This window comes from Dactylosporangium salmoneum, from assembly GCF_039532525.1.
Taxonomy (GTDB): domain Bacteria; phylum Actinomycetota; class Actinomycetes; order Mycobacteriales; family Micromonosporaceae; genus Dactylosporangium; species Dactylosporangium salmoneum.
This window is the reverse complement of the sequence record NZ_BAAARV010000066.1, coordinates 128,919-149,339: the sequence shown is the minus strand read 5'-3', so window position 1 is coordinate 149,339 and position 20,421 is coordinate 128,919. Positions and strand designations below refer to the sequence as shown.

Genomic DNA, 20,421 nt, shown 5'->3' with positions numbered 1-20,421 from the left:
AGGCGGCCGGGCGGGCGTTGGAGGCCGCCGACGCGGCGCGCGAGCGGGACGGCAGGCCGTCCTGGGCGGCCGCGGCCGGGCGCAGCGGCGTGGCCGGCGCGAGCGGCGCGGTGATGGGCGCGATCGGCGGGACGGGCTGCAGCGGCTGGCCGATCGTCGCGGCCGGGCTCAGCGGCGTGGAGGGGCTCAGCGGCGTGGAGGGGCTCAGCGGCGTGGAGGGGCGCTGGCGACCACCGCGCGGCACGGCCGGGCTCATCTTGTCGGCGAGCACGGCGACCAGGGCGGCGGCCGCGGCGTCGCTGGCCCGCACGGCGGCCACCGACTGCCGGATGGTCTCGGCGATGGCGCTGTTCACGACCCGGTTGACGCCGGTGCGGCGGGGGGTCTCGGCGATGGCGACCCGCAGGGCGGTGATGGCCTCGCCCAGCGTGTCGGCGTCGGCGACCCCGGCCCGGGCCAGGTCGGCCACAACGGCCGCGTCGCCCTTGCGGCCGTTGGCGCCGCCGCCGAGGATGCCCGGCTCGGGCAGCGCGTCGAGGATGGCCAGCGGGATGGTCTCGGCCGGGTCCGGATAGGCCCGCAGGGCGGCCGGGTAGAGCTCGCGGAGGACCTCGCGCAGCGTGGCCGCGGCGCTCTGCCGGCCGGAGACGACGGCGGCGTGCGCGGCGAGCACCGGCTTGAGCGGCAGCATGTCGCGCGGCGGGCTCTGGCCGACGGCGGAGAGCACGCCGGCCTGCAGCGCCCGGGCGAGGCCGACCGCGCGGCGCTCGGCCGCGTTGGACTGGATCTCCTCGGGGGACTCGTCGTCGGCGAAGCGCTCGGCGTAGTCGTCGGCCGAGTCGTCGTCGGTGAAGGCGAGGTTCCGGCCGGCCGCGGTGAGCAGCTGGGTGACGACGTGATCGTCGCTCTCGGCCGCGACCGCCACGGCGGAGGTGCCGCCGGAGCGCTGCGCGAGCAACGCGCTGAGCTCGGCGTAGCCGCCGGCGTCGTCACTCACCTCGCAGATGTCGATGAGTCGGCCGGCGTCGTCGACGACCGCGACGGTCAACCAGATGTCGGAACCCGACTGCTGTCCGGCGGGGTCAGCCGACGCCAGACCGCAGTACACCCGAACGAGCGCCACCGCGTCGTCCTCCTCTCGAGACATCGAGTTGAGCTCTCATCACGTCGGCGGGGAGTGTCCCGGCTCCTCGCCGACGTGTTACCGCAGGTCAAACTGAACGTCCTCTAGTGAACAGGTTGACGGCCGGTGACGCGATCCGCCGTTTCGGCTGAATGCCGCGCTGACTGATCGTCGATCCCCGCCGCCACCCGTCCGGCTAGGGGCCGGGTCGGGCCCGCCGTGCCCAAATGCCCACGGCTTAGATCCTGTCGGTCACAAATCAATCACGCCAGTCCACGGCGGCAGAAATCTTGCCAATAATCGTGCGCCAACCCAGGGCCGCCTGTTGTGCCCCGATTTTCTTCAGCCGGCGCTTGGCGAAGAAGCCGCTGACACCGCCCGCCGCCGCAGCTCGGAGGCCCTCGTCGAGGTCGTCGAGGGGCGAGCCGGCGTTGAGCGCGGTGCGGACCGGCTCGAGCCGCAGAGCGTAAGCAAGGTCACGCGCGGCCTCGCCGGCGGCGAGGAGCAGATCGGTGTCCCACGCGTCCTGGCCGCCGCGGAGGTTCTCGACCACGAGGTCGAGCTCGTAGCGGTTCTCCTCGGTGGGCACGACCGCCGAGGCGGTGATCCGGGACTGGAGGCTCGACCAGGTGTCGAGCTGGACCATGTCGTGCTCGGCGTCGGACTTCACGAACTCGACGAGGCCCTCGACGCTGCGGAAGAGCAGGAGCTTGCCGCGGTGGCTGAGGAACGCGGGAACCTCCTCGGGCTCCTCCTCTTCCTCTTCTTCTTCCTCGTCCTCTTCGTCTTCGGCGTCCTCGGCCTCGTCGGACTCCTCGTCCTCGTCCGGCTCTTCGTCCTCGTCCGACTCTTCGGACTTGTCGGAAGCCTTCGGCTTGTCGACCTCGTCGGCCTCGTCCGCGTCGTCGTCCTTGTCCGCGGTCTTCTTGCGCTTCTTCGCGGCAGGCTCGGTGGCGACCGGCTCGGGCTCGTCCTCGAACAGCTCGGCGTTCTCGAGGATCACGACGCGATCGTCGTCCTCGTCCTCGGCCGCGCGGCGGTGGAGGACCGCGAACTCGTCCTCCTCCTCTTCCACCTCGGTCGGGGTCAGCTCGGTCGACAGGCGGTAGGCGCGCAGCGTGTAGCCGACGCCCTTGGGCAGCGCGATCTCGACGGGCTCGATCTTGACGTCGGACCACATCGCGTCGGCCTGGGCCGAGCGCTCGCTGCCGCCGTCCTCCTCGTCGAAGTCGGCGTCGTCGTCGAGGTCGGCCTCGACCTCGGCGTCATCGGCGTCATCGGCGTCGACATCCTCGACGGCGTCGAGGGCGTCGACCTCTTCCTCCACCTGCTCGGCCTTCTTGGCCGGTCGCGACGACGCGGACCGGGAAGACTGGGAAGACTGGCGGGCCACTGTGACCTCCGTAGTCGGGCTCGGCGTGCGGGCACACTAGGGCGTGGTGTGGCCTCGCGCACAAAACACCCTAGTGTGCCCGCTCTGCGGCGGTCAGACCCCCTTGGGGTGCCAGACCGTCTTGATCTCCAGCAGCGAGAGCATCCGGCCGAGGCCGGGGTCGGCCTGCCAGTCCGGATCGCTCGGGCGGATCACCCGCTTCAGGTTTTCCGCGGCGGCGACCTCGAGCTCCCGCGCGAGTGTGGGGTCCGTCACACCGGTGAGGTCGACGGCGTTGACGTCCATGTGGGCCGCGAGCCACGGCGCCATCTCGGCGACCGAGCCGGTGAGCAGGTTCACCACCCCGCCGGGCAGGTCGGACGTCGCCAGTACCTCGCCCAGCGTCACCGCCGGCAGCGGCCGGTCGGTCGAGGCGAGCACGACGACCGTGTTCCCGGTCACGATGGCCGGAGCGATCACGCTCACCAGCCCCAGCAGCGACGACCCGGCCGGCGCGACGATCCCGACCACGCCGGTGGGCTCGGGGGAGGAGAGGTTGAAGTACGGCCCGGCGACGGGGTTGGCCCCGCCGTGCACCTGGGCCAGCTTGTCCGACCAGCCGGCGTACCAGACCCAGCGGTCCACGGCGGCGTCGACGAGCGCGGCCGCCTCGGCCGGCGGCAGGCCCTCGGCCTCGGAAACTTCCACGGCGAACTGCCCGCGCCGGCCCTCGAGCATCTCGGCGACCCGGTAGAGGATCTGCCCGCGGTTGTAGGCGGTGGCGCCGGACCACTTGGCCACCGCCGACCGGGCCGCCTTCACGGCGTCGCGGACGTCCTTGCGGGAGCCGAGCGCGGCATTGGCGAGAAAGTCGCCGGAGGCCGAGTGCACCTGGTAGGACCTCCCGGACTCGCTGCGGGGGAATGCGCCGCCGACGTACAACTTGTAGGTTTTCCGGACCGTCAGGCGCTGGGACTCAGTGGTCAAGGTAGGCCTCCAGCCCGTGGCGGCCACCCTCGCGGCCGTAGCCCGACTCCTTGTACCCGCCGAACGGCGAGGTCGGGTCGAACTTGTTGAACGTGTTGGCCCAGACGACCCCGGCCCGCAGCCGGTCGGCGATCTGCAGGATCCGGGAGCCCTTCTCGGTCCACACGCCGGCCGACAGCCCGTACGGCGTGTTGTTGGCCTTCTCCACGGCCTCGTCCGGCGTGCGGAACGTCAGCACCGACAGCACCGGCCCGAAGATCTCCTCGCGGGCGATCCGGTGGGCCTGGGTCACCCCCGTGAAGATCGTCGGGGCGAACCAGAACCCGCGCTCGGGCAGCTCGCACGGCGCCGACCAGCGCTCGGCGCCCTCCTGCTCGCCGACCTGCGACAGCTCGCGGATGCGGACCAGCTGGGCGGCCGAGTTGATCGCGCCCACGTCGGTGTTCTTGTCCAGCGGGTCGCCGACGCGCAGCTGGGCCATGCGCCGCTTGAGGGCGGCCAGGAACTCCTCGGCCACCGACTCCTGCAGCAGCAGCCGGGAGCCGGCGCAGCACACGTGGCCCTGGTTGAAGAAGATGCCGTTGACGACGCCCTCGACCGCCTGGTCCAGCGGTGCGTCGTCGAAGACGATGTTGGCCGCCTTGCCGCCGAGCTCGAGCGTGAGCCGCTTGCTCGTGCCGGCCACCGAGCGGGCGATGGCCCGGCCGACCTCGGTCGAGCCGGTGAATGCGACCTTGTCGACCCCCGGGTGCTCGACGAGCAGGCGCCCGGTCTCCCCGGCGCCGGTGATGATGTTCACCACCCCGGGCGGCAGGTCGGCCTGGCGGCAGATCTCGGCGAACAGCAGCGCGGTCAGCGGCGTGGTCTCGGCCGGCTTGAGCACCACCGTGTTGCCGGCGGCCAGCGCCGGGGCGATCTTCCAGGCCAGCATCAGCAGCGGGAAGTTCCACGGGATGACCTGGCCGGCCACGCCGAGCGGGCGGGGGTCGGGGCCGAAGCCGGCGTACGGCAGCTTGTCGGCCCACCCCGCGTAGTAGAAGAAGTGCGCGGCCACCAGCGGCAGGTCCACGTCCCGCGACTCGCGGATCGGCTTGCCGTTGTCCAGCGACTCGAGCACCGCGAGCTCGCGGGAGCGCTCCTGGATGATCCGGGCGATGCGGAAGAGGTACTTCGCCCGCTCCCGCCCCGGCATCGGCCCCCAGACGGTGTCGTAGGCGTGCCGGGCGGCGCTCACCGCGGCGTCGACGTCGGCGGCGTCGGCGCAGGCCACCTCGGCCAGCTGCTCCTCGCTGGCGGGGTTGATCGACTTGAACGGCTCGCCCTTGCCGTCGACGAACTCGCCGCCGATGAACAGCCCGTACGACGAGCGGATGTCGACGATCGAGCGGGACTCGGGCGCCGGCGCGTATGAGAAGTCCATGGCCTGCCTCAGTCCAGGGTGAAGTAGTCGGGGCCGCTGTAATGGCCGGTGGCGAGCTTGGTGCGCTGCATGAGCAGGTCGTTGAGCAGCGTGGAGGCGCCGAAGCGGAACAGGTCCGGGTCCAGCCAGTCCGGCCCCGCGGTCTCGTTGACCAGCACGAGGTACTTGATGGCGTCCTTGGCGGTTCGAATGCCCCCGGCCGGCTTCACGCCGACGATCCGCCCGGTCTCGGCCCGGAAGTCGCGCACCGCCTCCAGCATGACCAACGTCACCGGCAGCGTGGCCGCGGGCTGCACCTTGCCGGTGGAGGTCTTGATGAAGTCGGCGCCGGCCAGCATGGCCAGCCACGAGGCGCGGCGCACGTTGTCGAGGGTGGCCAGCTCGCCGGTCTCCAGGATGACCTTGAGGTGGGCGTCGCCGCAGGCCTGCTTGACCGCCGCGATCTCGTCGTGCACCTCCGCGTACCGGCCGGCCAGGAACGCGCCGCGGGAGATCACCATGTCGATCTCGTCGGCCCCGTCGGCCACCGCGGCCTTCGTGTCGGCCAGCTTGACCGCCATCGGCGCCTGCCCGGACGGGAAGGCGGTGGCCACGCTGGCCAGGTGGACGCCTGTGCCCCGCAGCGCCTCGGCGGCCACGCCGATCATCGCGGGGTAGACGCACACGGCGGCGGCGCTCGGGCAGGTGCCGTCGGCCGGGTCCGGGCGGACCGCCTTGGCGCACAGCGCCCGCACCTTGCCGGGCGTGTCCGAGCCCTCCAGCGTGGTCAGGTCGACCATGCGGATGGCCAGGTCGAGGGCCTGGGCCTTGGCGGTTGTCTTGATCGAGCGGGTGCCCAGCATGGCGGCGCGCTGCTCGGCGCCGACCTGGTCGACTCCCGGGAGGCCGTGGAGGAAGGTTCGCAAGGCGCCTTGTGAGCGCGCGACCTCGGCGGTGAGGGTCATGTCCCAAATATTAGGCTGTCCGTTCGTGGACGTACTCGTGGTGGATCACCCCCTGGCCAAGTCGCGGCTGACCGCGATGCGTGACGAGCGCACCGACAACGGGGCGTTCCGCGCCGCGTTGCACGAGCTCACGACGATGCTGGTGTACGAGGCCGCCCGGTCTTTCGCCACCGAGCAGTTCCCCGTGAAGACGCCGGTCGCGACGACCGAGGGCACGCGGCTGGCCAACCCGCCGCTGCTGGTGCCGGTGCTACGGGCCGGCCTGGGCATGGCCGACTCGGCCCTGGCGCTGCTGCCGGAGTCCTCGATGGGCTTCGTGGGGCTGGCGCGCGACGAGCTCACCTACGAGCCGCGCGCCTACATGGAGTCGCTGCCGCGCGACCTGTCCGGCATCCCGGTGCTGGTCCTCGACCCGATGCTGGCCACCGGCGGCTCGCTGGAGCACTGCGTGCGGCTGCTGGTCGACCGCGGTGCGAGCGACATCACCGTGCTGTGCGTGCTGGCCGCCCCCGCCGGCATCGAGCGGCTGGCCAACTCGGGCCTGCCGATGCGCCTGGTCACCGCGGCCATCGACGAACGGCTCAACGAGCACAAGTTCATCGTCCCGGGCCTCGGCGACGCCGGCGACCGGCAGTTCGGCGGCATGCCCCGCTTCGGCGATTCTTAAAATCCGCCTTAAGAAAGGTCGCCGTAACGAGGGATTACGGCAGCCTCGGGCTTGAAGGGGTGAACGGGGCCGGGCTTACGTTGGCCCGCGATGAGGTACCGAAAGCAACTGCTTGTGGCCGCGACGGCCGTCATGGCCCTGGCGGCGTCCGGCGCCATCGCCTCGACAGCGCTGGAGCCGTCCGCGCCCCAGCCCGTCGGCATCGCTCACTTGGGTCGGGCGCCCGCCGGCGTTGCGCAACCCAGAACCAAGGCGCCGGAGCAGAAGAAGCCGTGTGTCGTGGACACCAAGCTGGTGCCGACGTGCGGGCTGCTCTGGGGCGTCGCGCCCGGCGCGTTCACCACGCTCACGCCGGGCCAGGCGCTGCGCAACTTCGAGGGCACCACGGGCCGCCCGGCCGACATCCTGCACTCCTACCATCGCGGCGACGAGGTCTTCCCGACCGCCGAGGAGATTTCCGCGGTACGGCAGCCAAGAAAACGGATCTTGTTCGCCAACTGGAAGGTCGCCTGGAACACCACCTGGGCCGACGTCGCCGAGGGGAACCAGGACACGCGGATCGACCGCGAGGCCGCCCGGCTGAAGGCGTTCCCCGGCACGATGTTCCTCGCGCTGCACCACGAGCCGGAGAACGACGTGCGCGCCGGCGGCGGGATGACCGCGCGCGACTACGCCGCCATGTTCCGTCACACGGTGCAGCGGCTGCGGGCCGACGGGGTGCGCAACGTCGTGTTCGTGCTCGTGTACATGGCCTACGAGCCGTGGTGCGTGAAGGACTGGTTCGCCGACCTCTACCCGGGCGACGACGTCGTGGACTGGATCGGCATGGACCCGTACCTCTTCGCCAAGCCCGGCGGCTACGGCTTCGGCGACTTCAGCTACCTCGTCGACCACACCTCCGATCCGGACCGCTGGCCCGGCTTCTACACCTGGGTGACCCGCGAGCACGGCAACAAGCCGCTGATGGTGGCCGAGTGGGGGGTGTACGAGCACACGGCCGACCCGGCCCGGAAGGCCTGGATCTACTCGACGGTGGCCCAGCAGATCGGGCGGTTCCCGGCGATTCGGGCGCTGGTGTACTTCGACTCGCCGAACGCGCCGAAGGGCGACACGCGGCCGGACTCGTCGCAGCCCGCGCTGAGCGAGTTCCGCAAGCTGGCCGACTCCGGCCTGTTCTCGGTGACGCTCTGAAGCGGCCGTCTGGCTTGTAGGCGACAAGTCGGGCGCTGGCGCGCCACGACTTATCGGATTTATACCCTGTCAGGCGGCTCGTCGCCTGACGGGGGAAAAGTTCGAAATGTCGTGGTGCGGCAGCGCCCGACATTTCGGACAACCAGCGTGATTCGGACCTCACTCCAGGCCGAGGGCGGTCGCGGTCTCCGCGCGCAGGGCGGCCAGCGCCGCCGCGGCGCGCTCCCGCGCCCCCGCCAGGTCCGAACTGTCCACCACCGGCTCGACCACCTCGAGGTACGCCTTCAGCTTCGGCTCCGTCCCGGAGGGGCGCACCACGACCCGCGTCGTGCCGGCCCGCAGGATCAGCACGTCCGCCTCGGGCAGGCGGTCCTCGATCGCGCGCACCGGCTCGTCGAGCAGCTCCACCGGCGGCCGGGCGCGGATCGTGGCCATCGCCTCGGCGATCTCGCCGAGGTCCTCGACCCGCACCGAGAGCTGGTCGGTGGCGTGCACCCCGTACTGCAGCGCCAGCTCGTCGAGCCGGTCGCCCAGCGTGCGCAGCTCGGAGCGCAGCCCGGCGGCGAGCTCGCACACGAGCAGCGCGGCGGTGATGCCGTCCTTGTCGCGCACCATCTCCGGGGCGACGCAGTAGCCGAGGGCCTCCTCGTAGCCGTACACCAGGTCGTCCCCGGCCCGCACGATCCACTTGAAGCCGGTCAGGGTTTCGCCGTACGGCAGCCCGCGCTCCTCGCACATCCGCGACAGCAGGCTGGAGGAGACGATGGTGGTGGCGTAGCGGCCGTGCACCCCGCGCCGCATGAGGTGGTCGGCGAGCAGCACCCCGACCTCGTCGCCGCGCAGCTGCCGCCACACCCCCTCGCGGCGGAAGGCGACCGCGCACCGGTCGGCGTCGGGGTCGTTGGCGATCGCGATGTCGGCGCCCTCCCGGTCGGCCAGCGCGAGCAGGCGGTCCATCGCGCCGGGCTCCTCCGGGTTGGGAAACGCGACGGTGGGGAAGTCCGGGTCGGGCTCGGCCTGCTCGGCCACGACGAACGGGGAGCCGTAGCCGGCCGCCTCCAGGGTGGCGACGAGCACGTCCCGGCCGACGCCGTGCATGGGCGTGTAGGCGACGGCGAGCTCGCGCGGCACCTCGGGGTCGAGCACGCCGAGGGCGGCGTCGACGTACTCGCCGACGATCGCCTCGTCGAGCACCTCACCGTCACCGCCCAGCGGCACGTCGAGGAGCGGCCCGACGCCACGGATGGCCCGCTCGATCTCGGCGTCGGCCGGCGGGACCAGCTGGGCGCCGTCGGCGAGGTACACCTTGTAGCCGTTGTCCTGCGGAGGGTTGTGGCTCGCGGTGACCATCACGCCGGCCGCGGCGCCGTGGCGGCGCACCGCGTAGGCGAGCACCGGGGTGGGCAGGGGGCGCGGCATGAGCAGCGCGCGGCGGCCGGCGCCGGTGGCCACCCGGGCGGTCTCGACCGCGAAGGCGTGCGAGCCGTGCCGGGCGTCGTACCCGATGACCAACGGCCGGTCGGCGGCCCCGGGCTGCTCGGCGAGCCAGCGCACCAGGCCCGCCGCGGCGCCCCGCACCACGGCGAGGTTCATCCCGTTGGGGCCGGCCCGCAGCGGGCCCCGCAGCCCGGCGGTGCCGAACTGCAGCGGCCCGGCGAACCGGTCGGCCAGCTCGCCGGGGTTGCCGAGCACGGAGCGCAGCTCGTCCTGGCTGGCCGGGTCGGGGTCGTCAGCGATCCACGCCTCAGCTGCCGTGCGAAGGGCCAGATCCCGCTCCGTGGAGGTCATCTGCCCTTCATAACACGGCTCAGGGACCCGTCGACGGGGGAGTCAGCTTGAAGGAGGTGACCATCTCGTCGAAGATCGCCTTGCTCTCGGCGAAGCGCGTGTCGGGCACGGTGACGAAGAAGTGGTACGCCTTGCCGCCGACCACGACCGCGTTCCACAGCGCGTGGCGCAGGTGGTCGCCGGAGCCGCAGGTGTACTCCAGCACCGCCCCCGCCTGCCCGTCGAGCTTGTTGTCGCTCATGTTGACGTGGGCGTACGGCGGCTCGCAGCTCGCGGCCGTGGACTTGAGCCGGTTCTCGGCCTGCTCGAGGAAGGTCCGCGGGTTGGCCGAGGCCTTCTCGACGTTGATCCGGATGCGCCGGTTGGCGTCGGCCGGGTCGGTGATGTCGAAGTACGGCGCGTCGGCCTTGCCCTGCTTGGTCTGCTTCCAGCCCTTGGGCACGTTGACCGTGATGCCGCCCGGGTGCGTGAACGCCTCTACCTCGAAGACCGGCTTGGCCGGTTCGCTGGAGGCGGTGCCGGTCGGCTTCTGGGCCTGCTCGCCGCCGCCGGAGAACATCCCGGTCGCCGCGCCGATGCCCACGAACAGCACCACGACGAGCCCGGCCGCGACGGCCACCTTGGCCCAGGTCGGCAGCGCCTTGGCCTTGCCCGCGAACTGCCGGGCGAGGTCGCCGGTGCCGGGCTTGGCCGGCGGGGCGGGCGGGCCCTGGGTCCAGTCGTCCTGGGTGTACTCGGGCGCGTACGCGTTGTACTGGTCGGCGCCGGTGCGCTCCAGCTCGGCCGCCGGCACGCTGGTGGTCGGCGCGTTGGCGGCGGGGGCGTCGGAGTGCATGCGCCGCAGCGCGCCGCTGACCGTCTCGCCGGGGGCCATCATGGCCCGGCCGCCGATCTGGCCGGACGGCTGCTGTTGCTGCTGCGGGTGGACCATCGTCGGCTGGTGGACCGGCCGGACCACCGCGTAGGGGTCGGTCATGTGCGCCGGGGCGTTGCTGGCCAGCGGGCCGGCGAGCAGGTCGCGCAGCACGGCCCGGGCGGTGTCGATGTTCCAGCGCCGGTTCGGGTCCTTCTCCAGCAGCCCGTAGAGCACGCCGGCGAGCGGCCCGGCGCGCATCGACTGCGCGGGCGGCTCCTCGACGACGGCCCGCATGGTCTCGAACGGGTCGCGCTTGTCGAAGGGCGGGCGCCCCTCGACCGCGGTGTAGAGCGTGACGCCCAGCGAGAACAGGTCGCTCGGCGGGCCGAACTTGGCGCCGATCGCCCGCTCGGGGGAGATGAAGTGCGGCGAGCCGAGCACCATGCCGGGCGTGGTCAGCTCGCTGTCGGTGGGCATCCGGGCCACACCGAAGTCGGTGAGCACGCACCGGCCGTCGCCGCTGATGAGCACGTTGGCCGGCTTCACGTCGCGGTGCAGCACGCCGGCGGCGTGGGCCACCTCGAGCGCGCCCAGCAGCGCGATGCCGATCTTGGCCACCGCCCGGGCGGCCAGCGGCCCGTCCTCGACGATCATCTCGGCGAGGCTGCGGGCCTGCAGCAGCTCCATGACGATCCACGGCCGGCCGGCCTCGGTGACGACGTCGTACACCTGCACGACCGACGGGTGCGACAGCGCCGCCGCCGCCCGGGCCTCGCGCAGGGTCCGCTGGTACATCGAGTCGCGGTCGCTGGGGGCCAGTCCGGGCGGGAGGATCACCTCCTTGACGGCCACGTCGCGGCGCAGCAGCGTGTCGCTGGCGCGCCACACGGTGCCCATGCCGCCGTGTCCGATGGCGGTGCGCAGCGCGTAGCGCCCGCCGATCACCACTCCGGGTGCGGCGCGCTGCCCCGGCACCGGAGGCGAGGTCGAGCCCGGCTCGCGGGTGGGGGCGTTAGAGGTTGTGTCGGGGCCGCGCGCAGGATCGCGCCCGGCTCCGGCCGAGGCCAGAGCACCGGTGGGTGGCTGGGGCTCGCCATGCCACGTCGGAAGCTGAGTCACAGGCAGTAAACCGTCACGGGAGGGGAAGGTTGACTTCTTGCCCCACTATCTTGCGTGCTCGTGCTCGGTTAAGAAAGGTGGGGTCCGCCCCTTCACCGTACCGTGACCCGCGGGCAACCGAACGTGATGATCTTGTCGCCCTCTGGACGGACAGGGGATTGAATTCGTCCATCCAGGGAACCTGGGCAGATGGCTGAAGCGTCTGGACAGGTGACGGAAACGCCGGGAAACGAGCCCGGAACATCGTCGAACTAGGTTTCCTGGATTTCCGAGTCCGCTCGCCGATAGTCGGACGAGGGGTGTGTCGCCGGGTCTCGGGTTCGTGCCACCCTGCGACATCTCTCGTCACTGTGCGTGGAACAGCGGCGACTCCGCTGTAGGCGCCGCTGCGAAAAGTTATCGCGACAGCACGTGACCGTGGCGCCAGTCACCCGTTATAGGAGGTGAGGGGTACGTGTCTGGGGCTGAAGCCGCCATCCCGGCCGTGCCTGCTGCTTTGCGCCTTCCTGGGGGTTTGAGTGACGCTCAGCTATATCAACATCACGAGAATGATGTTGCGCTCCGTCACCTTGACCCGGTTAGTCTGTCCATGGCACGCATGGGGCGGGCCGCTCCATTAGACCGAAATAGAGAACTCACCGTGACGAGAGCGCTCACGCTTCCCGAAGCCGCCGCCGCGACGGCGCGGACGGGTGGCAGATTGACGTCGTCCGGGTCGTCCAAGGTCGAGCAACTGTCCGAAGGATGGCCCGAGACCCCGCCCGGGGCCGATCCGCTACCGGGTCAGCTCGACCGCTGGCTCGCCGCCCGCGGCGCCGAGCTCGTAGCCATCCGGCGTCATATTCACGCGCACCCGGAGCTGTCCGGCCAGGAGTTCGAGACCGCCGCGCTGGTCGCCCGCGAGCTCACCCGGGCCGGGCTGTCGCCCCGCATGCTGCCCAAGGGCAACGGCCTGATGTGCGACATCGGCTACGGTGAGCGCGTCATCGCGCTGCGGGCCGACCTGGACGCGCTGCCGCTACCGGACACCAAGGACGTGCCCTACCGCTCCACGGTCGACAACGTCTGCCACGCCTGCGGCCACGACGTGCACACGACCGTCCTGCTCGGCGTCGGGCTGGCCCTGGCCCAGCTGGCCGAGCGCGGCGAGCTGCCGGGCCGCGTCCGCCTGCTGTTCCAGCCGGCCGAGGAGACCATGCCGTCCGGCGCGCCCGAGGTCATCGCCGCGGGCGGGCTCAAGGACGTCGCCGCCATCTTCGCGCTGCACTGCGCGCCCCAGCTGCCCGTCGGGCTGGTCGGGGTGCGCTCGGGTCCGTTCACCGCGGCCGCCGACAAGATTGAGGTCCGGCTGACCGGCCGGGGCGGGCACACCGCGCGCCCGCACCTGACCGCCGACCTGGTGCACGCCCTCGGCCGCATCCTCGTCGACGTGCCGTCGCTGCTGGACCGCAAGCTCGACGCCCGCGCCGGGGTCTCCATGGTGTGGGGCGCGGTGCGGGCCGGCGAGGCCGCGAACGCCATCCCGATCGAGGGGATTGCCCGCGGTACGATCCGCGTCCTGTCCCGCGACGCCTGGCGCGACGTGCCCGAGCTCGTCACCAAGCTGGTCCACGACGTCATCGCGCCGACCGGTGCCGAGTGCGAGGTCACCTACACCCGGGGCGTCCCGCCGGTGGTCAACGACCGGCTGGCCACCGCGATCATCGCCGGGGCGGCCGGCGCCGCGCTGGGCCCCGACCGGGTGGTCGAGGCCGAGATCAGCATGGGCGGCGAGGACTTCGCGTTCTACCTCGACGGCGTGCCCGGCTCGATGATCCGCCTCGGCGTCGGGGTGCCCGGCGCGGAGACGAAGTTCGACATCCACCAGTCCTCGTTCGACGTCGACGAGCGGGCCATCGGCCACGGTGTGCGGATCATGGTGCACACCGCCCTCGCGGCGCTCGGGGCGGGCGCCTTCTAACAGCAAGTTTCCGGACTGCGGGATCGACGCGCCTCTGGTAATCCGGAGGCGTGGTCACCGAGCTGCGTGTGCACGGCGTCACCGGCTCCCCGGCCGAGGACGTCCTGGACCGACCCCTGCTGCGCCGGGTCGCCGGCGACACCGACGCGGGCTTCTTCCGCCCGCGCGCCGAGTACGGCGCGGTCACCGGCCCCGGCGGGGCGATGCTGGAGGCGTACCGGTGGGGCAACCTCACCGCCGGTGCCGCCGCCCGCGCGCTGTGGCTGCTGCTCCTGCCGTTCATGCTCGCCAACGTGGCGCTGTGGCTGCGCCCGGCCACCCGGCCCGGCCCGCGGGCGGTCATCCGCGCGCTGACCCGCGTCTACGCCCTGAGCATGACCGGCTCGTTCGCGCTGTCCTTCGTCCAGATCTCGATGGACCTCGTCGGGTGGCAGTGCGCGGCCGTGCCCCGCTGCCTGCAGGACCGCTGGTGGCTGGGGCTCTTCGCCGACGGGTTCTTCGCCACCACCTCCCGGCGGCTGGCCCTCGCCGCGCTGCTGCCGATCCTCGCCGTCGCGTTCCTGTGGTTCCTGGGGCGGCGAACGTGGGTGCGGTACGAGGCCTTCCCCGCCCAGACCGAGGGCGACGGCGACGGGCTCGCCCACCCGTGCTTCTGGAACGGCAAGCCGCTGGTCGGGCGGTTGCGCTCGATCCACATCGCCTTCGCCTACGGCTCGCTGGACGCGGTCCTGCTCGGCGTGCTCGTGCCGCACGACCGCGACCATGACTACGGCCCGGCGGGCTACACGCTCGCCGTCGCGGTCGCGGCCGTCCTGGTGCTCTGCGTGGTCGCGGTGACGGTCACCCCGGTGGTCGACCGGGACAACCCGGCCCGCTGGGCGCGGCCGTTCACCCGGCTGCTGAGCCACCTCTCCGTCGCGCTCACCGCGCTCGTGCTCGGCTACGCGCTGCTGGCCCGCGACCCGTGGCCGGCCACCGGCAAGATGCCGGTCCTCGGCGGCACGGTGACCGGGCTCTTCGCGGTGCAGGTGGTGCTCATGCTGGTGCTCGGCGCCGTGGTGCTGGCCAGCCGCCCGCGCGGCACCTACCTGCAGGGGCTGGCCGGCCCGCTCATCGCCAGCGCCGGCCTCGGGGTGGCAGCGGCGTTCTCGGCCGGACTGTCCTACCGGGTCGCCGACTACCTCGACCGGCGCTCCCGGCCGTCCACTCCGGACTATGCGAACTGGCATCCGCTGCAGCCGCCGGCCGCCTACGAGTGGGCCGCCGGCGGCTTCGTGCTGCTGCTCCTGCTGGTCGTGCTGGTGGCCCTGATCGGCGGGGTGCCGCTGGTGAGCCGGCTGCGCCGCAACGCCCGGGCGGTCACCGACGCCGACTTTCCCGGCGGCCGCGGGCGCGATGCCGGGCAGGCCCGCCACGTCGACCACGCCGTCGCCGACGCGCGCGTCACCGACCACATCGGACGGATGCTGGTCTGGGTGTTCATCCCGGCCGCCCTCGCCGCCGTGGTCGCGACCGGCTTCGCGCTGGCCGGGCGGCGCCCGATCCGGCTGGCCCCGTCGGGCTCGCCGGCGGCCGAGGTCATCTCGTTCGCGGTGAATCTCGGGACGTACCTCATCGGCCTCTCGGCGGTGCTGCTCGTCCTCGTGGGCGTGCTCGCGTACCGCTACCAGCGTTTCCGGCGCATCGTCGGGGTGCTGTGGGACCTGGGCACGTTCTGGCCGCGGGCCGCGCATCCGCTCGCGCCGCCCTGTTATGCCGAGCGGGCGGTGCCGGAGCTGGCCCGCCGGGCCGCGTGGCTCGCCGCCGAGCAGGGCGGGGTCATCCTGTCCGGGCACAGCCAGGGCAGCGTGCTCGCCGCCGCGACGGTCCTGCAGCTGCCGCCGGAGGCGCGGGCCCGCACGGCGCTGCTGACCTACGGTTCGCCGCTGCGGCGGCTGTACGCCCGGTTCTTCCCCGCCTACGTCAGCGACGCGCTGCTGGAGCAGGTCGGCGCGGTGCTGGCCCAGCCCCGGCAGGAGCTGGGCCAGCACACCCCCCGTTGGGTCAACCTGTGGCGCGACACCGATCCGATCGGCGGCCCGGTGGCGTCGGCGGCGGCTCGTGACGAGCGGCTCGTCGACCCGCCGGGGTTCGACATGCCGCCGGGCGACACGGTGTTCCCCAAGGTTGACGGTCATTCCGGCTACCAGCTGCGGCCGGAGTTCGGTGCGGTGATCAGCGGGCTGACGGCAGATCTGACAGAGCCTCAGGTGCCCGCGTAGGCTCCGCCTCTGCCCCCTCGGCGACGACTGAAACCGGCGGTTTGCTGGGCGTTGTGCGCCGCCGCCGCCAGAGCCGGATCAGCAGATAGACCGGGATCCCGACGAAGACGATCCATGGCAGCAGCCAGCCGAGCACCGTCAGCGCTACGCGCAGGAAGGCCACGAAGGCGCCCCAGCCGTTGCGCAGGCCGACCGTGATGCCAGTGTCCTTCTTGGACACCACGGGCGCCTGCGGGCCGTGCAGGACCACGGTGATGGTGGACAGCGCGGTCAGCCCGTCGAGGCGGCGCTTGCGGGCCTGCAGCGACTCGAGGTCGGACTCGCGCCGGGACAGCTCCGACTCCAGCGACGTGATCTCGCCGATGGTCTGCGCCTTCGCCATGAGCTCCCGGATGCGGGCCACGCTCGCCTGCGCGGTCTTGAGCCGCGAGTCGACGTCGGCGACCTGGTCGGTGACGTCCTGCGCGGACAGCTGCCGGCTCTCCTCTTCGCCGATTGTTTTGACCTGATCCAGGGTGCTGTCGAACTTCTCCGCCGGCACCCGCAGGATCAGCGTGGCGGTCGAGCCGTCGCCGTCGATCTGACGGTTGTCGCTGCCCACGAAGCCGCCGGCCGCGGTGGCGAAGGAGATCGCCCTGGTCGCCGCGTCGTTGACGTTCTTCGCCTCCAGGGTGATCGTGCCGGAGTAGATGATCGAGCGGTCGTCGGCGATCTGGGGGGCCTTCTGCTGGGCGGAATCCTGCTGCTGCTGTTGGGGTGCGTCCAGTGCTGGACCGGCACCGGCGGCCGCGTTGGCCTCGGTGCCCCGCTGGGGGGCCGCCGCCTTGCTGCTGGCGCTGTCGCTGCTCTCGGCGGAGCAACCGCCCAGCGCCAGCACCGCCAGTGCCAGCATCGCCGCCGCGGGCAACAGGCCGGTGCGCCTGACTGACATGACGCCTCCTGGGTAGTGTCGATCCGGAACCCGGAACTGCCACCTCGGACGCGGGCCGCCGGCGTTCCGGTTCCATCCGTCCGGGTCACGGTTTCGCCACGAGGAGGTCACCGGATGCGCATCACGAAGTACACGCACGCCTGCCTGCGGCTCGAGCACGACGGCGGGGTGCTCGTGATCGATCCCGGGGTGTTCAGCGAGCCCGAGGCGCTGGAGGGCGCCGATGCCGTGCTCATCACGCACGAGCACATGGACCACATCGACGTCGACCGGCTGCGCGCCGCGGCCGCCCGCCGCCCCACGCTGACCGTGCACGCCCACCCCGACGTCGAGGCGCAGATGACCGACCTCGACGCGGACATCTTCGCCGCGACGCCGGGCGACCAGTTCGTGGCCGCGGGCATGACCGTGCGGGCACACGGGGGCCAGCACGCGATCATCCACCCCGATATCCCGCGGATCGTCAACATCGGCTTCGTCATCGAGTCGCCCGACGGCCCGATCTACCACCCGGGCGACTCGTTCCACGTGCCCGATGAGGAGGTCGCGACCCTGTTCGTGCCGGTGTCCGCGCCGTGGCTCAAGCTGTCCGAGTCGATCGACTTCGCCCGGGCGGTCAAGCCGGAGCGGGCCTTCGCGCTGCACGACAGCCTGCTCGTGGACGCGGGCCAGCAGATGGTGACCGGCCACATGACGCGCCTGTCAGGCACGCACTACGAGCGCTTGGACCCCGGTACCTCGATCTGATGGACGACGTGATCGCCCGTCTCTACGCCGCCCCGCCCGAGGACTTCATCCGGCTGCGGGGCGAAGAGGTCGCCAAGGCCCGGCAGGCGCGGGACACCGGCCTCGCGGCGGCGCTCGGGAAGCTGCGCAAGCCGACCGTCGCGGCCTGGCTGGTCAACCGGCTGGCCCACGAGCGACCGGATCTCGTGGCCTCCCTGCTCGAACTGGCCGAGCAGCTGCGGTCGGCCCAGCGCGAGCTGCGCGGGGCCGACCTGCGCGAGCTCTCGGTGCGCCGCCGCTCCACCGTCTCGGCGCTGGCCCGGGAGGCGGTGCGGCTGGCCGGGCCGGGGCGGGGCAACCTGCCGGTGACCGAGGTGGAGGCGACCTTCGCCGCGGCGCTCGCGGATGCGGAGGTGGCCGCGGCGGTACGGCAGGGGCGCCTGACCAAGGCCCTGGAGTACACGGGCTTCGGGGAGACCCCGCGGCCCAACCTGCGGCTGGTCCAAGGCTCCAGCACCGGCTCCACCGCCACCGTCACCCCGATCCGCTCGACGCCCGACGCGCAGGAGAAGGAGCGGCGGGCCGAGGCGCGGCGCCGGGAGGAGGAGCGGCGGCGGGCCGAGGAGGAGCACGCGCAGGCGGTGAAGCAGGCGCGGCGGGAGCTGATGACGGCCCTGCAGCAGCTCTCCGACGCGGAGGCGGCCAAGGCGGAGGCCGAGCGGGCGGTGGCCGCGGCCTCGAAGGCCATCGCGCAGGCCGAGAAGCGGGTCAAGCTCGCTCAGGACGCCCTGACCGATCTTGGTTGACCTCCCCTGATCCGCCGGTCTGTGCTCTCACACGGTTAGTCCTCGCTCTCACACGGTTAGTCCTCGAACGGGTGCCTTCACCGTGATCCAAGGTTGGCGGCAGAATGAGCCGGGTGACTCCCGAGCAGGCGGCCGCCGCGGCGAAGCAGGCGGTGCTGGCCCTGGGCGGCGCCTTCAGCGACGACCCGAAGACGATGCGGCGCGCCCGGCAGATCGGCCTCACCGGCTGGGCGTTCTACGTGGCCGGCCGGGGCGGCGCCCTGGGCGAGGTGCGCGCCGACACCGTGGCCGCAGCCCTGGGCTTCATCGCCCCGGAGGCGGTGCAGGACGGCTGGGACGCCGCCCGCAAGGTGTCCCCGCCGGAGCAGATCGCCGCCGACAACCTCGAGGAGTGCTGCCGGTGGGGCCGGGAGCACCTCGAGAGCTTCTACGCCCTGCCGAAGCTGGTCGAGCTGTCCGAGCGGGTGGTGGTCAGCGCCGAGACGGCCGGGATGCCGCTCTTCGCGGCCTGGCGGGCGATGCCGCTGCCGGACGACTCCCCGGGCGCCCGCGCCGCCGTCCTGGCCCACCTGCTGCGCGAGCACCGCGCCGCCGCGCACCTGCTCGCGATCCGGGCCAGTGGCCTGACTCCGCTGGAGGCCATCATCTCCGGGCCGGACGGCGAGGCCGAGGCCACGGCCTTCGGGTGGCAGCCGCCCTTCCCGCCCTTCGAGCCGCTGGTGCGCCGCCGCAGTTGGGCCGAGGCCCTCACCGACCGCATCGCCGGGGAGGCCTTCCGGGCGCTGGCCCCGACCGAGCGGCCCGAGCTGGTCAACCTCCTCGACGCGGCCGTGCAGACGGTGAAGGAGGCGCTGCCGTCGTGATTTTCTGTCGTACCGGGGGTTTAGGGTCTGTGGCGTGAAGGAGCTGCTGGTTCGGGGTGTGGCGCTGCGGGACGTGGCCGCGATCCTGACCGTCACGCGGGCCAGTGACATCGCGATCCTCGGGGAGCCGGACTGGACCGAGGACGAGGTGGTCGCCACCCTGACGGCGCCCAACCACGACCCGTCGGTGGACTCCTGGCTGGCCTCCGGGCCCGAAGGTGCGCCGCTGGCCTGGGCCTACCTGGACAATCCGGCCAGCGGCCCGCGGGACAACGTCGAGGTCTACGCGATGCCCGGCGTCGCCGCCCACGGCACGCTGCTCGACCTGGCGCTGCCCCGGGTGGCCGAGCGGGCCCGGGAGGCCGGCCACGCCGAGGTGACGCTGCGGGCCGGCGTGGTGCCCTCCGAGACCGCCTACGTGGAGGCGCTGGTCGAGCGCGGCTTCGCCTTCCGCAAGCGGCACGCGCGGATGACCCGGGAGCTGACTGGGCAGGAGCGACCGGCGGAGGGGGTCCGGGTCGCGCGGGCCTCGGAGATGCGGCGGTTCCACGAGGTGTTCCAGGCGGCCTTCGCCGACACCCCCGACTTCCAGCCGGTCTCCTACGAGGACTGGCTCTCGTCGCTGCCGGCGAGCAGCCCGGACGAGTGGCTCGTGGTCGAGGTCGACGACCGGATCGTTGGGGTGCTGCAGTCCTCCGACCAGGGGCTCGAGCGGGGCGAGGCCTGGGTGAAGAACCTCGCCGTGCTGCGGGAGCATCGCAAGCACGGGGTGGGGGGATCGCTGTTGCGGACGGCGTTCTCCATCTATGCCGCGAAGGGGCGCACGACGGCCGGGCTGGGGGTCGATCTCACCAATCCGACGGGGGCGTATTCGCTCTACACCGGAGTGGGGATGAGCGTGGCCTTCGCGGTCGACGTGTACGAGCGGGTGGTGGCCGCCGCGGACTAGCCCGCCGCGAGCCAGGCGCTGCCGGCCGGCCGCGCGGGCTGGGCCGGCTGGGGCCGTCCGCGGGCTGAAGCTGGCTCGGGCTGTCCGCGGTTGGGCTGGCCGGCTGGGCTGTCCCCGGTTGGGCTGGCCGGCTGGGGCTGTCCGCGGCTGGGTTGGGTCGGCTGAGGTGTTCGCCGGCCGGGCCTGGCTGTCCGTGGGCGGAGCTGGCTGGCGCTGTCCGTGGCGGGGCTGGTCCGGCTGGGGCTGGCTGCGGGCTGAAGCTGGCTCGGGCTGTCCGCGGCTGGGTTGGCTGGCTGGGCTGTCCCCGGCTGGGGCGGTCCGCGGCTGGGTTGGGTCGGCTGAGGTGTTCGCCGGCCGGGGCTGGCTGTCCGCCGGGATTGGGCGGTAAGCCGCTATTCATGCCGGTTTGCGTGGACCGGCAGTCGCTTGAGCAGGCCTGGGCGTTTTCGCCAGGTTTT

General features: G+C 72.5%; 15 protein-coding genes and 1 pseudogene. 8 read left to right on the top strand and 8 right to left on the bottom strand.

What is annotated here, in order from left to right:
• The 5 genes and pseudogenes from ABD352_RS33975 to deoC all read right to left on the bottom strand — a co-directional run.
• A pseudogene (locus tag ABD352_RS33975) lies at nt 1-1,147 on the bottom strand (transposase); the annotation flags it as partial.
• Nucleotides 1,148-1,382: 235 nt separating this feature from the next.
• Nucleotides 1,383-2,450 (bottom strand): DNA primase, encoded by a 1,068-nt coding sequence (locus ABD352_RS33970; protein ID WP_344616616.1) that lies wholly within the window; start codon nt 2,448-2,450, stop codon nt 1,383-1,385.
• 159 nt (nt 2,451-2,609) lie between these two features.
• Nucleotides 2,610-3,482, bottom strand: coding sequence for an aldehyde dehydrogenase family protein (locus ABD352_RS33965; RefSeq protein ID WP_344616615.1), 873 nt, complete (start codon nt 3,480-3,482; stop codon nt 2,610-2,612).
• Nucleotides 3,472-4,902: an aldehyde dehydrogenase family protein gene (locus ABD352_RS33960; protein ID WP_344616614.1), complete on the bottom strand. Its 1,431-nt coding sequence runs from the start codon at nt 4,900-4,902 to the stop codon at nt 3,472-3,474. Before ABD352_RS33960 ends, ABD352_RS33965 begins: the two co-directional genes overlap by 11 nt.
• Before the next feature lie 8 nt (nt 4,903-4,910).
• On the bottom strand, nt 4,911-5,846 hold the full coding sequence (deoC, locus tag ABD352_RS33955) for a deoxyribose-phosphate aldolase (RefSeq protein ID WP_344616613.1): 936 nt from the start codon (nt 5,844-5,846) through the stop codon (nt 4,911-4,913).
• Nucleotides 5,847-5,871: 25 nt separating this feature from the next.
• On the opposite strand from deoC, the gene upp reads away from it, so the two are divergent.
• Both upp and ABD352_RS33945 read left to right on the top strand, forming a co-directional pair.
• Nucleotides 5,872-6,513 carry a uracil phosphoribosyltransferase gene (gene upp, locus ABD352_RS33950; RefSeq protein ID WP_344616612.1) on the top strand — a complete coding sequence of 214 codons (642 nt, stop codon included), beginning with the start codon at nt 5,872-5,874 and terminating at the stop codon, nt 6,511-6,513.
• Nucleotides 6,514-6,792: 279 nt separating this feature from the next.
• Nucleotides 6,793-7,704 carry a glycoside hydrolase family 26 protein gene (locus tag ABD352_RS33945; protein ID WP_344616611.1) on the top strand — a complete coding sequence of 304 codons (912 nt, stop codon included), beginning with the start codon at nt 6,793-6,795 and terminating at the stop codon, nt 7,702-7,704.
• Nucleotides 7,705-7,863: 159 nt separating this feature from the next.
• On the opposite strand, the gene ABD352_RS33940 is transcribed toward ABD352_RS33945, so the two are convergent.
• Both ABD352_RS33940 and ABD352_RS33935 read right to left on the bottom strand, forming a co-directional pair.
• The gene (locus ABD352_RS33940; protein WP_344616610.1) at nt 7,864-9,492 is read right to left on the bottom strand and encodes a phospho-sugar mutase; all 1,629 of its coding nucleotides are present in this window, start codon (nt 9,490-9,492) and stop codon (nt 7,864-7,866) included.
• A gap of 19 nt (nt 9,493-9,511) precedes the next feature.
• Entirely contained in the window at nt 9,512-11,245 is a 1,734-nt protein-coding gene (locus tag ABD352_RS33935) for a serine/threonine-protein kinase (protein ID WP_425553755.1), read from the bottom strand.
• Between the two features lie 676 nt (nt 11,246-11,921).
• On the opposite strand from ABD352_RS33935, the gene ABD352_RS33930 reads away from it, so the two are divergent.
• A complete protein-coding gene (locus ABD352_RS33930) occupies nt 11,922-13,427 on the top strand; it encodes an amidohydrolase (RefSeq protein ID WP_425553752.1) in 1,506 nt (501 codons plus the stop codon).
• Nucleotides 13,428-13,477: 50 nt separating this feature from the next.
• Complete coding sequence (locus ABD352_RS33925) at nt 13,478-15,688, top strand: hypothetical protein (RefSeq protein ID WP_344616607.1); 2,211 nt, start codon at nt 13,478-13,480, stop codon at nt 15,686-15,688.
• Here ABD352_RS33925 and ABD352_RS33920 read toward each other — a convergent pair.
• Nucleotides 15,642-16,619 carry a DUF4349 domain-containing protein gene (locus ABD352_RS33920; RefSeq protein ID WP_344616606.1) on the bottom strand — a complete coding sequence of 326 codons (978 nt, stop codon included), beginning with the start codon at nt 16,617-16,619 and terminating at the stop codon, nt 15,642-15,644. The genes ABD352_RS33925 and ABD352_RS33920 overlap by 47 nt on opposite strands.
• Nucleotides 16,620-16,733: 114 nt before the next feature.
• Here ABD352_RS33920 and ABD352_RS33915 point away from each other — a divergent pair, with 114 nt between their 5' ends.
• From ABD352_RS33915 to ABD352_RS33900, 4 genes are all read left to right on the top strand, one after another.
• The gene (locus ABD352_RS33915; RefSeq protein WP_344616605.1) at nt 16,734-17,366 is read left to right on the top strand and encodes an MBL fold metallo-hydrolase; all 633 of its coding nucleotides are present in this window, start codon (nt 16,734-16,736) and stop codon (nt 17,364-17,366) included.
• A complete protein-coding gene (locus ABD352_RS33910; RefSeq protein WP_344616604.1) occupies nt 17,366-18,151 on the top strand; it encodes a hypothetical protein in 786 nt (261 codons plus the stop codon). The genes ABD352_RS33915 and ABD352_RS33910 overlap by 1 nt, the downstream gene beginning before the upstream one ends.
• Nucleotides 18,152-18,264: 113 nt before the next feature.
• Complete coding sequence (locus tag ABD352_RS33905) at nt 18,265-19,014, top strand: SCO6745 family protein (RefSeq protein WP_344616629.1); 750 nt, start codon at nt 18,265-18,267, stop codon at nt 19,012-19,014.
• Nucleotides 19,015-19,048: 34 nt separating this feature from the next.
• Nucleotides 19,049-19,963, top strand: a complete 915-nt coding sequence (locus ABD352_RS33900) for a GNAT family N-acetyltransferase (protein ID WP_344616603.1) — start codon at nt 19,049-19,051, stop codon at nt 19,961-19,963.
• Nucleotides 19,964-20,421: the final 458 nt, after the last annotated feature.